This is a genomic window from Streptomyces herbicida, from assembly GCF_032656585.1.
In the GTDB taxonomy this organism is placed as follows: Bacteria; Actinomycetota; Actinomycetes; order Streptomycetales; family Streptomycetaceae; genus Streptomyces; species Streptomyces herbicida.
In genome coordinates this window covers 183,258-197,555 of sequence record NZ_JAUYWJ010000006.1, presented here as the reverse complement: position 1 = coordinate 197,555, position 14,298 = coordinate 183,258, and the positions used below count along the sequence as shown (strand labels likewise).

The 14,298-nt window shown below is 70.9% G+C and carries 9 protein-coding genes and 1 pseudogene; 6 read left to right on the top strand and 4 right to left on the bottom strand.

Features of this window, described 5'->3' with window-relative positions:
- Positions 1 to 139: 139 nt before the first annotated feature.
- Positions 140 to 4,537 carry a cation-translocating P-type ATPase gene (locus Q8A52_RS15295; RefSeq protein WP_316752192.1) on the top strand — a complete coding sequence of 1,466 codons (4,398 nt, stop codon included), beginning with the start codon at positions 140 to 142 and terminating at the stop codon, positions 4,535 to 4,537.
- A gap of 36 nt (positions 4,538 to 4,573) precedes the next feature.
- Here the strand turns inward: Q8A52_RS15295 and Q8A52_RS15290 are convergent, their stop codons facing one another.
- Together Q8A52_RS15290 and Q8A52_RS15285 are read right to left on the bottom strand one after the other, a co-directional pair.
- Positions 4,574 to 6,679, bottom strand: coding sequence for a catalase (locus Q8A52_RS15290; RefSeq protein ID WP_316752189.1), 2,106 nt, complete (start codon positions 6,677 to 6,679; stop codon positions 4,574 to 4,576).
- Positions 6,676 to 7,221 (bottom strand): type 1 glutamine amidotransferase domain-containing protein, encoded by a 546-nt coding sequence (locus Q8A52_RS15285; protein WP_316752186.1) that lies wholly within the window; start codon positions 7,219 to 7,221, stop codon positions 6,676 to 6,678. Before Q8A52_RS15285 ends, Q8A52_RS15290 begins: the two co-directional genes overlap by 4 nt.
- Positions 7,222 to 7,778: 557 nt before the next feature.
- Between Q8A52_RS15285 and Q8A52_RS15280 the strand changes: the two genes are divergently transcribed.
- Positions 7,779 to 8,447 carry an endonuclease gene (locus Q8A52_RS15280; protein WP_316752185.1) on the top strand — a complete coding sequence of 223 codons (669 nt, stop codon included), beginning with the start codon at positions 7,779 to 7,781 and terminating at the stop codon, positions 8,445 to 8,447.
- Positions 8,448 to 8,659: 212 nt separating this feature from the next.
- Positions 8,660 to 8,833: a DUF6480 family protein gene (locus Q8A52_RS15275; protein ID WP_316752183.1), complete on the top strand. Its 174-nt coding sequence runs from the start codon at positions 8,660 to 8,662 to the stop codon at positions 8,831 to 8,833.
- Between the two features lie 112 nt (positions 8,834 to 8,945).
- Here the strand turns inward: Q8A52_RS15275 and Q8A52_RS15270 are convergent, their stop codons facing one another.
- The gene (locus tag Q8A52_RS15270; protein WP_316752181.1) at positions 8,946 to 9,242 is read right to left on the bottom strand and encodes a hypothetical protein; all 297 of its coding nucleotides are present in this window, start codon (positions 9,240 to 9,242) and stop codon (positions 8,946 to 8,948) included.
- 267 nt (positions 9,243 to 9,509) lie between these two features.
- Here Q8A52_RS15270 and Q8A52_RS15265 point away from each other — a divergent pair.
- Positions 9,510 to 10,523, top strand: a pseudogene (locus Q8A52_RS15265) (HAD-IC family P-type ATPase); the annotation flags it as partial.
- Positions 10,524 to 10,610: 87 nt separating this feature from the next.
- Positions 10,611 to 11,498 (top strand): universal stress protein, encoded by an 888-nt coding sequence (locus Q8A52_RS15260; protein ID WP_316752180.1) that lies wholly within the window; start codon positions 10,611 to 10,613, stop codon positions 11,496 to 11,498.
- An 84-nt stretch (positions 11,499 to 11,582) separates the two neighbouring features.
- Here Q8A52_RS15260 and Q8A52_RS15255 read toward each other — a convergent pair whose 3' ends face one another.
- Positions 11,583 to 12,212: a hypothetical protein gene (locus Q8A52_RS15255; RefSeq protein ID WP_316752178.1), complete on the bottom strand. Its 630-nt coding sequence runs from the start codon at positions 12,210 to 12,212 to the stop codon at positions 11,583 to 11,585.
- 349 nt (positions 12,213 to 12,561) lie between these two features.
- Between Q8A52_RS15255 and Q8A52_RS15250 the strand changes: the two genes are divergently transcribed.
- Positions 12,562 to 14,289 carry a sensor histidine kinase gene (locus Q8A52_RS15250; RefSeq protein WP_316752176.1) on the top strand — a complete coding sequence of 576 codons (1,728 nt, stop codon included), beginning with the start codon at positions 12,562 to 12,564 and terminating at the stop codon, positions 14,287 to 14,289.
- The last annotated feature ends 9 nt before the right edge of the window (positions 14,290 to 14,298 follow it).

Below are 14,298 nucleotides of genomic sequence, written 5' to 3'. Positions count from 1 at the left end.
CGGTGTGATGTGTCTCTTCAATTGTCGCGCGCCTCCAGTGGCGGGTGCGCGTTCAAGGCGTTGCGATGGAAAAGGGAGCGTACTGAGCCACCCGTGCACGCGGGGAGGGTGCCGGGCCGCAGGGAGCTGGTGATGCGCCGTGGCACTTCCGGGACGCGGACTACTGAGGACTGTGGTGTCGTCCGCGGCCGGTGTGCTGCGGACGGAGGCCCGGGTACGCGTACGGTTCTTCGGAAACCGCGCGCACGTGGCCGTACGAGGTCTGCGCCCCGGCGACCTGCCCGAGGCCGCCGCGACGAAGCTGGCCAAGGAGGTCGAGCGGCGCCTCGCCGCCGTGCCCTCGGTGGACTGGGCCGTGGTGAACACCGTGCTCGGTCACGCCGTGGTCGGCACCGACGGCTCGTCCGAGATCGAAGCGATCACGGACGCCCTGATCGAGGCGGTCGAGGCGGTGGAGGAGGCCCACGGTGTCTCGCACCCCCTGCCCGAGCACCCCACGTCGGGTGGAGCGGTCCACAGGTCCACCTCGGCCACGGCCCTGCACGTGGCGGCCGCGCCCTTGGCAGCGATAGCCGGTCTGATGGGGCGGACCCCCATCCCCCCGGGCATCGCCGCGCTCGCTCCGATCGTCGACTCCCACCCCCGCCTCAGGCATCTCGTGGAGGACGCGGTCGGCACCGAGAACGCCGGAATGCTCCTGGCTTCGGTCACGGCATTGGGGCAGGCCGGCTCCGGCGGTCTCGCCGGGGTGGTCGTGGACACCGTCCGGCACGTCCTGCGCACGATCGAGGCCGACGCGGAGGCCAAGGCCTGGGCCGCGGCCGAGCCGCGCCTCGCGGGCAGCGCCGAAGCGGGGGCCCATGGCACACCGCCCGTGCCGCTTGCCCGGGAGACTCCGCTGAAGCCCGGTCCGGTCGAACGCTACGCCGACCGGGCACCCGCCGTGGGTGCGGCGTCCTTCGCCGGATCGCTGCTGTTCACCCGGGATCCCGGGCGGGCCGTCGGCGCGGCGCTGGCGGCGATCCCGAAGGCACCCGTCCTTGCGCGCGAAGGTTTCGCCTGCGTTTTCGGCCGGGGCCTGGCCCGCCGGGGCATGGTGGTGGCCGATCCCGAGGCGCTGCGCAGGCTGGACCGGATCGGGATCCTGCTGCTCGATACGGACGCGCTGGCCACGGGGTCCCATCGGCCGGCCGATCTGGTGGCCCTCGACGAGGACGCGTCCGCGGGCGAGCTCGCCGCCACGGCGCACCGGCTCTTCGACGGCTCCGCCCCTGAACGCGTGCAGCGGGACGGCGAGTGGAGTCTGGGGCCGGTCGAGCGTCTGACGTTGCAGGGGCGAACGGGGAAGCAGGCACGAGAGCGCCTGCAACGGAACGGTGCGCCGATCGTGCTGGGCCTGGCGCGCGGAGAAAGCCTGCTCGCCGTGGTCAGCGTGCTGCCCGAGATGCACGACGCCGCGAGCACCATCGTCCCCGCCGCGCATGCGGCCGGGCTCAAGGTCGTCACCGCTGGTGCACACACCGCACAGGCGTCCGTGCGCGAGGCCGACGCCGTCAGCGAGGCAGGCGATCGGCTGCTCGATTCCGTGCGGGCCCTGCAGCGCGACGGCGAGGGCGTGCTGGTGCTGTCGCACGACCGGCGCGCGCTCCTGGCCGCCGATGTCGGCATGGGCGTGGCCGACCCGCAGGAAAGGCCGCCCTGGGGCGCGGACCTGTACCTGGACGGCGATCCCGGGGCGGCCGTGGTGATCGTGGAAGCCTGCCGCACCGCTCGGGAGACCGCGCGCCGGGGCGTGCGGCTCGCCGAGGCCGCAGCCGTGGTCGGCGAGACGGCGGTGCTGGCGGGGCGGGCGCGGCGGCCGACCGCTCGGGGTACGACGGTGTTCAATGCGGCGGCCGGACTTGGCACCGTCGCCGGTGTCTGGGCGGCGGTACGACTGCTGCGGCGCCCCCCGCCGCAGCCCTCGTCGCGGCACCCCTGGCATGCCATGGATCCCTCCACCGTGCTCGCCCGAACCGGCGCCGGCGAAGGCGGGCTGGCAGACGAGGAGGCGCGGGCACGGGCCACGACCAGCGGCGAGCAGGTGCCGACGGCGTCGCTCGGCCGGGCGTACCTGTCCGAGATGGCGAACCCCCTCACGCCCGTCCTCGGCGCCGGGGCGGCCATGTCGGCGTCGGTGGGCGCTGTCCTCGACGCCGTCGTCATCGTGGCGGTCACCGCTGTGTCCGGGTTCCTCGGCGGGTTCCAGCGGTACCGGACCGACCGTGCGGTCGCCGAGCTGCGGCGGGAGTCGGCCGTCACGGCCCGTGTGGTGCGGGACGGGGAGGAAACCGTCGCCGCCGCCGAGGAGCTGGCCGTGGGCGATGTGGTGAACCTGAACCCGGGTGACGTGGTGCCCGCGGACGGCCGCCTGCTGGAGGCGCACCATCTGGAAGTCGACGAATCCGCGCTGACCGGCGAGTCGCTGCCGGTGGCCAAGGGCGTGGAGCCCGTGCTGGCCTCGGACCTCGGGGATCGTACGTCCATGGTCTACGAAGGCACCACGGTGGCGGCCGGTCGCGGCCGTGCCGTCGTCGTCGCCACCGGCACGGCCACCGAGGCGGGCCACGCCGCGGTCGGCGGGCGAGGGGCGCCGCCCTCCGCCGGAGTCGAGCGCCGACTGGCCCGGATCACCCACACCACACTGCCGGTGGCCCTTGGTTCTGCGGCCGCCGTGGTAGCGGCCGGCATGCTGCGTGGGCGCCACATCCGGGACACGGTGGGGGCGGGCGTGGGACTGGCCGTGGCAAGCGTCCCCGAAGGACTGCCGTTCCTGGTCTCGGCCGCCCAACTCGCCTCCGCCAGAAGGCTTTCCGTACGCGGAGCCCTGCTCAGACACCCCCGCACCATCGAGGCGGCCGGCCGCACCGACGTCCTGTGCTTCGACAAGACGGGAACCCTCACCCAGGGACGGATCTCCCTCGTCGCGGTCGCCGCCGACGGCCACAGCCGTCCTCTCGAAACGCTCGGGGAAGAGCAGCGTGCCGTCCTCGCCGCGGCGCTGCGGGCGACACCACGCCCGCACAACGGTGGAGAACTGGAACACGCCACCGACGGCGCGGTCGCCGAGGGCGCTCAGGAGGCGAGCGTGAGCCGGACGACGGCCGCAGCAGGCTGGCGGCGCACCTCCAGCCTGCCGTTCGAACCCAGTCGTGGTTTCCATGCCACGCGAGGCCGCTGCGGCGAGCGTCGGATCCTGTCGGTGAAGGGGGCTCCCGAGGAGGTCGTGGAGCGCTGTGCCACCCGTGGTGGCCAACGCCTGGACCACAAGGGCAAGAAGGCCATCCTCAGGGCGGGCGAGCGGCTCGCGGCCAAGGGCCACCGGATCCTCGCGGTCGCCGAACTCCGGGACGCGCCTGGCGGCAAGCTCACCGACAGGACGGTGGACGGCCTCGATTTCCTCGGCTTCCTCGCGTTCGCCGACCGGGTGCGCGGCGCCGCCGGCGACGCGGTGCGCCGGCTCGCGGAAGCGGGGGTGCACATCGTGATGATCACCGGGGACCATCCGAGCACCGCCGAGTCGATGGCACGCGAGCTGGGCGTCGTGAACGGCAGACGGGTGGTGACCGGAGCCGAACTCGACGACATGGACGACCGCGCCCTCGACAAGCTGCTGCCCGACGTCGGTGTCGTCGCCCGCGGCACCCCCGTGCACAAGGTACGCGTGGTTCAGGCGTTCCAGCGCCTTGGCCGCACTGTCGCGATGACCGGCGACGGCGCCAACGACGCGCCCGCCATCCGGCTCGCGGACATCGGGATCGCGTTCGGTGCGCGTGCCACGCCGGCCGCGCGCGCGGCGGCGGACCTCGTCGTCACGGACGACCGGCTGGAGTCGGTGCTCGACGCACTCGTGGAGGGCCGCGCGATGTGGGCCTCCGTCCGGAAGGCGCTGGCCATCCTGGTCGGCGGCAATCTCGGCGAGATCGCCTTCACCCTGCTCGGTGCGGCCGCCACCGGGACCTCCCCCTTGACGGCCCGCCAGCTCCTCCTCGTCAACCTCTTCACCGACCTCGCCCCGGCCATGGCCGTCGCCCTGCGCCCGCCGCAGCCCGAGGCCACAGAACGCATGCTCCACGAGGGACCCGAAGTCTCGCTCGGCACTGCATTGACCGACGAAATGGTGAGCCGCGCCGTGGCGACCGCACTGGGTGCCACAGCCGGCTGGCTCGCCGCCCGTTTCACCGGCCGCCCCGCCCGTGCCCGCACCGTCGCCCTGGTTGCGCTCGTCGGTGCGCAGCTCGGTCAGACCCTCCTGGTCGGGGGCCGTAGCCCAGCGATCGTCATGGCCTCCGTCGGCTCTCTGGCCGCGTTGGCGGCCGTCGTCCAGACCCCGGTCCTCAGCCAGTTCTTCGGCTGCACGCCCCTGGGCCCCATCGCCTGGACCATCGCCCTGTCCGCCGCGGTCGGGGCAACGGCGAGTTCACTGTTCCTCCCAGCGCTCATTGCGCGCGTCCACGCGGCAATCCCCGCGCCGCGACCGGCCGCGTCCCATGCGTAGCGACGCCCGACGGTCGTCATCATGGACGCCGATACGTCAACAGAGCACCGGCGGGCGGTTCCAGTACCGGTGCGCCGCGATCGCGTCTATGAACGCACGTATGAATTCCGGGCTCGCCGAGCCCGGTGAGGCGTCTGTGACCACGCCCTGGTCCGCCACCAACTGGTGGGCCTCGGTCGACAGGCGTACCTCCTGCGGTTTCAGAGCCGTCAGTACGCCCACCGCGGAGCCCAGCGCCGCCACGGGCTTGCAGTGCCGATACGCGTCCCGTACGAAGCGCATCGCGTCCGGGTCGTCGATGAGTGGCGGGAGACCGGTGAGGCCGCCGGGCAGCAGAACCGCGTCGTACAGCACCGAGGCAACGGTGGGCAGTGCGCGATCGACGCGGAATGCGTCACCGTCAGTCGTCCGCACGCTGCCGTCCGTCGCCGCCAGTACCTCTGCCATCGCCCCGTGGGCGGTCAGTTCCTCCCGCACCGATGTCGCCTGCCGGCCATCCACCCCGTCGGTCACGAGCACAGCAATCCGCCGGGTGCGGATCGACCCGTCGCCGCGCATCGACTCCATGCTGAGGGCGGGCGAGGACAGCTTCGTCGCAGCCCCCGCCTCGGCGGACGGCTCGGCCACTCCGATGCCGCGAGCCACCTGAGTCGCCAGGTCGCGGTCCACCCGGGCTAGTTGCTCAACCGTACGGCCCCGGATCGCCCGCGATGTGACCTTGCCGAGCTCGAAGCGGAACGCCTGCAGGATGTGCTGCTTCTCCCAGTCGGCCATGCTGTTGAAGAACAGCGCGGGCTGGCTGTAATGGTCCTGGAAACTCGGGCTGCGGCGGCGGATCTTGGCGCCGTCGACACGCTCCGCGTAATGCGTGAACGCCGTCCCGTCAACGCCCGCGTGGGCTGGGCAGCCACCGCCGAGGGAGTTGGGGAAGTAGTTCGTGCCACGATGGACCGTGCTCTGGTGATACCCGTCACGTTGATTGTTCCGTACGGGTGCGAGCGGCCGGTTCACCGGTAGCTGGCTGAAGTTGGGGCCACCGAGCCGGATCAACTGGGTGTCCAGATAGGAGAAGTTGCGGGCCTGGAGCAGCGGGTCGTTGGTGAAGTCGATGCCGGGCACCACGTTTGCCGTGTGGAAGGCGACCTGCTCGGTCTCCGCGAAGAAGTTCTCCGGGTTGCGGTCGAGGACCATCCGGCCGATCGGGCGAACCGGCACCTGTTCCTCCGGAATGATCTTCGTGGCGTCGAGCAGGTCGAAGGCGTAGGCGAACTCTTCCTCCTCCGGCACGAGTTGGACGCCCAGCTCCCACTCCGGGTATTCGCCCGCCTCGATCGCGTCCCACAGGTCACGCCGGTTGAAGTCCGGGTCGCGGCCCTGGCACTCCTGCGCCTCGTCCCACACCAGCGAGTTCACTCCGAGCCGTGGCTTCCAATGGAACTTCACGAACGTGCCACGTCCGTCGGCGGTCACGAACCGGAAAGTGTGCACCCCGAATCCCTGCATCATGCGATAGCTGCGGGGAATCGCCCGGTCCGACATCAGCCACATGATCGCGTGCAGGGTCTCCGGCTGCAACGACACGAAGTCCCACAGGGTGTCGTGCGCGGAGGCGCCCGTCGGGATGTCGTTGTGCGGCTCCGGCTTGACCGCGTGCACGAAGTCCGGGAATTTGATGCCGTCCTGGATGAAGAAGACCGGGAAGTTGTTCCCGACGAGGTCGTAATTCCCCTCCGACGTGTAGAACTTGGTGGCGAAGCCGCGTACGTCCCGCACCGTGTCAGCGGAGCCGCGGGGCCCCTGCACTGTGGAAAACCGCACGAACACCGGCGTACGGACCGACGGGTCCTGGAGGAAGGCGGCGCGGGTGAACTCCGCGCAGGATTCATATGGTTCGAAGTAGCCGTACGCGCCCGCGCCCCGCGCGTGCACCACCCGCTCCGGAATGCGCTCGTGGTCGAAGCGCGTCAGCTTCTCCCGGAAATGGAAATCCTCCATCAGCGTCGGACCGCGCTCGCCCGCGGCCAGTGAGTCGTCGGTGTGATCGACGCCCACGCCCTGGTCCGTGGTGAGCGGTCCGGAGGCGGGGTCCTCGGCCCGGAAGGCCTCGAGTTGTTCGTCCTTGCCATCGGACGGCGCTGTCATCGGTCCGCCTCCTCGCTGAACACTTCCAGGTACGCATGGCAGAACGCCTTCAGATCGTCCGGCTTGCGGCTGGTGACCAGCTTGTTGGACCCGTGGTCGCAGATCTTCACCTGCTCGTCGACCCAGGTGCCGCCCGCGTTGCGCACGTCGGTCTGCAGACTCGGCCACGAAGTCAGCTCACGTCCGCGCACGACGTCCGCCTCGACGAGCGTCCACGGTGCGTGGCAGATCGCAGCGACCGGCCGCCCCTGCTCGAAGAATTCCTTCACGAAGGCCACGGCCTTGCCGTTCGTCCGCAGGAAGTCGGGATTGGCGACCCCACCCGGCAGGACCAGGCCGCCGAAGGAATCCGCGGACACCTCGCCGACGACCTCGTCCACCGTGAACGAGTCCCCCTTGTCGAGATGATTGAAGGCCTGGACCTCACCGGATTCGGTCGAGACCAGCACCGGCTCGTGTCCCGCGTCCACGGCTGCTTGCCATGGATCGGTGAGCTCAACCTGCTCGACACCTTCGGGTGCCGTCAGAAACGCGATACGCATGATTGTTCAACGTCCTTTCCTGGCATCGGAGGGCACTCCCTCCACGCCTTCGGAGCCGGCCCACCGCGTACCCAGGGGAGGGGAGCCGACACGGGACGCGGCCGACCGGGGAGGGGCCGGGGTTCGGTTTCGTGCCGTCGGGCAACTCGCCTTCGACTCCAGGTGGAGCCGAGAGGAAAGGGGACAGTCCTCCTCCTCGCCCGGTGCTCGGTCGGAGACCTTGGGGTACACGACGTGCACTGCGGCATCTTCCGACGATGCGGCACCCCGGCGACCCCGGTCTCCTGCGCGATGGTGTCGTCCGACGTCCCAGCCCCTCGGGGCCCTTCGCCCGTTCCGGTCAGCCGCCCGGCACGCCCGTCACCGGCTTCCCCATCCATGGGCTCGCCCTGCTCGTCAGACATGGGGATGCTTCTCACCGAACTTCTCGCCCCCGGGTTTCCGTCGTCCGTACCCGTGAAACTCGTTGGTCCGTCACTGGACCAGCAGCACGACGAGAAGCAGCACGGCGTCTCGACCGCATGGCATACGGCACGTCGCTGCTCTTGTGAGGCGTTATGAGCACCACCGGCAGGAAGAACTCCCGCGAGCGCATGGAGAGGGCGGTTGTGCGGGCGCTACTCGACCGACAGGAGTCGACGTATCTCGCGCAGGCGGGCGTCAGGCTTCGGAACACGCCAGGTCCGCTGTATCAGACGCTGGTCCTTGCCGTGCTGCTCAGCGCCAGGATCAAGGCGGACATCGCGGTGGCCGCCGCGCGAGCGCTCTTCGAGGCGGGAATGCGCAGTGCGCGTTCGATGGTGAAGGCATCGTGGCAGGAACGCGTGGACGCGCTCGGCGAGGGCGGGTATCGCCGGTATGACGAGAGGACGGCCACCATCCTGGGCAAGGGCGCGGAATTCCTCCTGGAGCGATACGGCGGCGATCTTCGACGGCTACGTGAGGAAGCCGACCCGAAGGCGGCTCTCCGGGAGATTCACGGGATCGGGCCCACGGGCGCCGACATCTTCCTGCGCGCCGTTCAGAGCGTCTGGCCGGAGTGCGCGCCCTACATCGACCGCAAGGCGCTGGACGGCGCCAAGCGGCTCGGTCTGCCCGCCTCGCCCGAGCGCCTCGCGGGTTTGGTGAGCAAGCGCGCGTTGCCCCGGTTCACCGACGGACTGGTCCACGCCGCACTGGACAAGCCGCTTGCCGACGACGTCCTCGCCAAGGCGAAGGCCGCGTAACGGGCGCCGGTCCGCAGTCCTCAGGCAGGAAGGGTGAGGTCATGAACGCCAATCGAGCACATGACGGAGAAAGTCCGAACACCAATCGTCGTGGTCTTCAGTCGCCCGAAGGAGCATCGGAAATACCGAGCCGGCCGGCCGCCGGCAGCGACGGCGCATCGGCGCAGTCAGCACTCCCGGTCGAAGGCCTGGCCGTCCCGGAGGACACCCGCATGGCTCCTGGTGCGACACCTCCCGCCGAGTCCGGGGTGTCCGGCCTCGGCGCGCCGGAGCGCGAGGCGCTACGCAGAGGATGGGCGATCACACCCCTCACGCTGATCTGGACAGTCGTCCTGCTCATCGCCGTCGGCCTGGTGGCGATGGCGGTCGTGCTGGCGCTCACCTGAGGCCTTCGAGGCACTCAGAGCAGGCGATGGAGACCGTCCCGTCGGCGGAAGGAGTGGCTCGGGATGCCCAGTACATCCCCTTGTCGCGCTGACTCTGGCTTCGGCATCGATTTCAGACCCTCCCCCTGAACACGTCGTTCCCGGGGACGGTGGCGCCGCCGCCGGCCCTCACCGCTTCCACCGCCGCCTGATGCAGTTGCCGACTGTCCTGCGAGGAAGAGCAGGGCACCGGACTTCCGGCAAGGGTGAACCACGTGGTGGTGCCGCTGTACTGGATCGCCACGTGGGCCTGCCTGCCGTCCCAGGTGGTGTGCAGGGTCAGGTCCCCGGTCACGATTCCGGCCTCGTCGGTACGAACACCTCCCCGCCCGGCGAACACCCCTGTCGTCGTCCATGAAGCTCGGGCCATGGCCATCAGCCTTCTTTCCTCAATGCAGGTCCCTCCTATGGTCGCTCGCACCGCTCGCCCCTGCCCGGGCCGACAGTCCCGCCGCCGGGGACCGACCGGCCCTGGTCCATCTCGGTCGCCTTGGCGGCCGAGGGCCCGGCGTACGTCGGTGCACGGCTGCTTCTCCCGCGGGCGCACAGGGCCGGACGGGGCATGAGTCCGTACCTTCCGGCCCTCCCCGTGCCAGCCGCCCCCGGACGACGCTGGATGTGACGGGAGGGCGATGCCATGTCGCTGAAGCTCGAACCGGTTCTCCTGATCGTCACCAGCGCGGCGCTCGCGGCCGGAGGCGCTCTGTGGCTCGTCGGTGCCCCCGACCTGGCCGAACTGTGCTGGGCGCTGGGCACGCTCGCGGCCATCGGGCCCGCCGTCGGCTGGGTGCTTGCCGCTTTGCGCCACGGGCACGCCGGAGTGGACCTCATTGCGATCCTGGCGCTGGGCGGCACCCTGGCCGTGCACGAGTACCTCGCCGGAGCGCTGATCGCGCTGATGCTCGCCACCGGGCGCACCCTCGAAGCGGCGGCCCGGCGCCGGGCCTCCCATGAGCTGCGTGCGCTCCTGGAGCACGCGCCCCGTACCGCCCGGCGGCGCACCGGCACCGAGGTACGCACGGTGCCGCTCACCGAGATCGCCGTCGGCGACCTGCTCGTCGTCGGCCCCGGTGAAGTGGTCCCCGTCGACGGACACGTGATCGAGGGGCCGGCCGTACTCGATGAGTCGGTCCTCACCGGCGAGTCGGCACCGGTCGAGTACGCGCGCGGCCGGTCCGTCCGCAGTGGCGTCGTCAACGCCGGAGGCGCGTTCGAGCTGCGGGCATCGGCAACCGAGCAGGACAGCACCTACGCCGAGATCGTACGACTCGCCCAGCAGGCGGGCGCCGAGTCGGCGCCGGTAGTCCGGCTGGCCGACCGATACGCGGCATGGTTCCTGCCGCTCACCATTGCGGTGGCCGGGCTCACCTGGCTGATCAGCGGCTCTGCGGTACGGGCGGTGGCGGTGCTGGTCGTCGCCACGCCCTGCCCTCTGCTGCTCGCGGCACCCGTGGCGGTCGTCTCCGGCCTGTCCCGGGCATCCCGGCTCGGCCTGGTGGTCCGCGACGGTGGCGCGCTGGAGAACCTCGGCCGGGTGCGGACCCTCCTCCTGGACAAAACCGGAACGCTCACCCGGGGACGCCCGCACGTGCTCGACGTGACCGGCGCACCCGGCTGGAAGCCGGCGGAGGTGCTGCGTCTGGCCGGGAGTCCAACGATCGGGCCAACCCCGACTGGAGGCTCCGCGCCATCGGGACTTTCATGAAAGCAGCGGAAGAACCCCACGCTGGAGACGACGATGTCCGGACCGAGTGATCGCCGACCGATCGTGGTGGGTGTCGACCCCGAGCCCGCCAAGCGGATGGTGCTGGCCTGGGCGGCCGACGAGGCCGCTCGGCGCCATGTACCCCTGCGCCTGGTGCACGCCGAGGGCGTGCCGACCAGGGGCTACCGGAGACGGGAGCCCCCGCCGTCCTGGGAGGGATGGAACGCCTCGCTGCACGAGGCGGGCGAACGGGCACTCAAGGCCGCAGTGACCTTCGTGGAGGCCCGGCAACCGCGGCTCGAGGTGGACTGGCTGCTCGCCGAGGGCGACCCCGCCTGGATCCTGCAGGAGCAGAGCCGCGAAGCCACGGCGGTCGTGCTCGGGTCGCGGCATCTGAGCCGCGCGAAGGAGGTGTTCGGCGGGGCCTCGGTCGCCCTGCCGGTCATGGCCCACGCCCACTGCCCCGTGGTCGTCGTACCCGAGCCGGAGCACATCACCCAGCAGCCCGCGTACTTCGTGGTGGGCGTCGACGGCAGCGCGCGCTCCACCGCCGCTGTCGACCTCGCCTTCGAGGAGGCGGCTCTGCACGGCGCCACGCTGCGGGCGCTGTATGTGTGGCAGCCAGGCCCGCTCCGCATCTTCGACGAACAAACGGAGCAGCAGGAGCACCGGCGGGTGCTCTCCGAGATCGTGGCAGGGCGCGGAGAGCAGTATCCGGAAGTGGAGCTGCACCACGAGCTCGTCATCGGTCATCCCGTGCAGGTGCTGACCGAGCAGTCCACCCATGCGCTGGGCCTTGTGGTGGGGAGCCGCGGTCACGGAGGCTTCGCCGGCATGGTGCTGGGCTCGGTGAGTCAGGGCGTACTGCACTATGCGCACTGTCCCGTCATCGTCGTCCCGGACGCGCCGCGCGAAGCATGACACTGCGCGGCCTTCCATCCCGCTGACACGGAACAACCGCTTCGGCGCGGCGGGCACCGGGTGAGCCCACCGCGCCGCCGGTGCTCAGCGCAGCCAGCCGTGGTCGCGGACGATCGGCAGCCTGGCCCAGAGTCGGCCCGCGCCGAGGGTGTCGCCCGCGGCTACGGCGGCCAAGGCGATCAGGACGATGGCGTAGATGACGTGGTAGTCGACGAACGGGTTGGTGGACATGCTCGGTGAGCCGTCCGGCAGATGCTTGGCGGGCGGCCACTCGGCAATCCACATCAGCGCCATCATCGCGGTGCCCGCGACGGCGGCGATGCGTAGCGCGACACCCGCGGTCAGGGCCAGACCGATACCGAGCAGGCCGAGCATGAACAGCCAGTCCGCCCAGGTGTCACCGGCCCAGGAGTGGAAGGTGGACTCCATCGGCCCGGCCTCGACGGAACCGAGGAAGCCCTTCGTCGGCGAACCGCCGTCGATCCAGCCCTTGCCGGAGGGCGTGGCGTAGCCGAAGCCGAAGGTCTTGTCGAGGAACGCCCACAGGAAGACGAATCCGGTGAGCAGACGCAGAGAGGCGAGGGCATGGGCCCGTGCGGTGTGGGTGTCGGTGTCCGCCGGCACGGCGGGCTCGGACGCGGAGGCGGTGCGGTGCCTGCGGAAGGACGGCAGGTGGAGGCCAGAGCTCCGGTGAGAAGGTTCGTGCACGGCCATGATGGCGATCCCTTCGGGGACGGTCGGGGCGTTGCCTGAGGCCCCTCACTCTCGTCCCGCGAGCCGGGCGGCACCGGATGCCGAAGGTCGGTGGCCGTTGGGCTGAACGTCCCTGCCTGCAAGGCCCGTTGAGCCGCCGCTCGGACATCCGGCAAAGCGGAGTCGGAGCCTGCCCGCTCCAGGGAGTGTCAGGCTGACGGATCTTCCGGACGGCATCGGCCGCGGCTTCAGGGGCCGACTAGGATCTGGGTTTCCGGAGCGCCCCTCACTAACACATGTGTTCGCATACGAACAGGGCTGCTCGGGCATGATGCGGGGGTGCAAGTGGCACCTTCCGGAAGGAGCGGGAATGGCGGAGAGTCCGGCCGAGGAGCGCAGGAGCCGTCCGGCGGCGCCTCAGTTGCGGCTGGATGAGCTGCTGGAGGGTCTGCAGGCGCAGGTCGAGCAGGTGCGTGCGACCCGTGACCGTGTGCACACGCTGCTGGACGCGGTGCTCGCCATCGGCTCCGATCTGGACCTCGACGTCGTGCTTCGGAGAATCACCGAGTCCGCGGTGAGCGTGGTGGACGCGCAGTACGGGGCACTCGGGGTGCTGGGTGACGAAGGTCGGATCAAGCAGTTCATCACGGTCGGCATGGACGAGGACACCATCGGTGCGATCGGCCACTATCCCCACGGCCGGGGCATCCTGGGGCTGCTGATCCGGGAGCCCGAGCCACTGCGGCTCGCCGACCTGGGCCGGCACCCCGATTCGGTGGGCTTCCCGGAGGGCCACCCGCCGATGACCACGTTCCTCGGGGCACCGGTACGGGTCCGCGACCAGGTGTTCGGAAACCTGTATCTGACCGACAAGCGCGGCGGCGCGGAGTTCGACGACGACGACGAGGCGGTGCTGCGCACGCTCGCGGCCGCGGCCGGCGTGGCGATCGACAACGCCCGGCTGTACGAGGACACCCGCCGCAGGGAGCAGTGGCTGACCGCGAGCAGCGAACTGACCCGCAGTCTCCTGTCCGGCACCGATCCGGTCCGGGTGCTGCACAAGGTGGCGTCGACCGTCAGGGCGCTGGCGGACGCGGATCTGGTGACGCTGGCGGTGCCGCTCGACGGCGGCGAGCTGGTGATCGAGGCCGCCGACGGAGAGGGCTCCGAGCGGGTGCGCGGGCTGGTACTGCCGACCACCACACTGGCCGCGAAGGTCTATCAGTCCAACGAACGGATCACCAGCGGCGCACTGTCCCAGGAGTCGCAGGCGGGGGGAGGATCCGCGGCGCAGATCGACCTCGGGCCCGGGTTTCTGCTCCCGCTCGGCGGGGGCGAGCATGTGCGAGGGGTGCTGCAGGTCGCCAACCTGCCGGGCGGCGCCGAGTTCTCCGACGCCACGATGACCATGATCGGCGGTTTTGCCGATCAGGCCGCGCTTGCCCTGGAGATCGCCGACCATCGGCGCGAGGCCGAGCACCTGCTGGTCCTGTCCGATCGCGACCGCATCGCCCGCGACCTGCACGACCTGGCCATCCAGCGGCTCTTCGCCTCCGGGCTGACCCTGAACTCGGTGCTCGGACTGCTCTCCGACCGGCCCAAGGTGGCCGAACGCGTGCAACGGGTGGTCGACGATCTCGACGACACCATCAAGACGGTACGGGGCACCATCTACGCGCTGCGCGAGCGGGACCGCGCCGACGGGCGTGGTGGGCTGCGCGCGCAGCTGCTGGCCGAGACCGACCAGGCCGCCGCCGTACTCGGCTTCACCCCGGCCCTGCGCATGACCGGGCTCCTCGACACCGACGTGCCCGCCGGCCACGCCGAGCAGCTTCTGGCGGTGCTGCGCGAAACCCTGTCGAACGCAGCCCGGCATGCACACGCCACCGCCGTCGAGGTCACCGCCGAGACGGACGGCCGACGGCTGAGCCTGCGCGTCGCCGACAACGGCCGGGGTCTCGACCCCACCGTCACCCGCCGCAGTGGCCTGGACAACCTCAGCCGACGCGCCGCCGACCTCGGCGGCGGCTTCACCCTCACGCCGAACGAACCCCTCGGCACCGTCGCGGAATGGACGGTGCCCCTGCCCGTACGGTAAGAAGCCCGG

Coding starts and splice junctions, on each gene's coding strand:
- Q8A52_RS15275 (WP_316752183.1), top strand. CDS start 8,660: ATGGCTCCTGGTGCGACACCTCCCGCCGAGTCCGGGGTGTCCGGCCTC.
- Q8A52_RS15250 (WP_316752176.1), top strand. CDS start 12,562: ATGGCGGAGAGTCCGGCCGAGGAGCGCAGGAGCCGTCCGGCGGCGCCT.
- Q8A52_RS15255 (WP_316752178.1), bottom strand. CDS start 12,212: ATGGCCGTGCACGAACCTTCTCACCGGAGCTCTGGCCTCCACCTGCCG.
- Q8A52_RS15270 (WP_316752181.1), bottom strand. CDS start 9,242: ATGGCCCGAGCTTCATGGACGACGACAGGGGTGTTCGCCGGGCGGGGA.
- Q8A52_RS15285 (WP_316752186.1), bottom strand. CDS start 7,221: ATGCGTATCGCGTTTCTGACGGCACCCGAAGGTGTCGAGCAGGTTGAG.
- Q8A52_RS15280 (WP_316752185.1), top strand. CDS start 7,779: ATGAGCACCACCGGCAGGAAGAACTCCCGCGAGCGCATGGAGAGGGCG.
- Q8A52_RS15290 (WP_316752189.1), bottom strand. CDS start 6,679: ATGACAGCGCCGTCCGATGGCAAGGACGAACAACTCGAGGCCTTCCGG.
- Q8A52_RS15260 (WP_316752180.1), top strand. CDS start 10,611: ATGTCCGGACCGAGTGATCGCCGACCGATCGTGGTGGGTGTCGACCCC.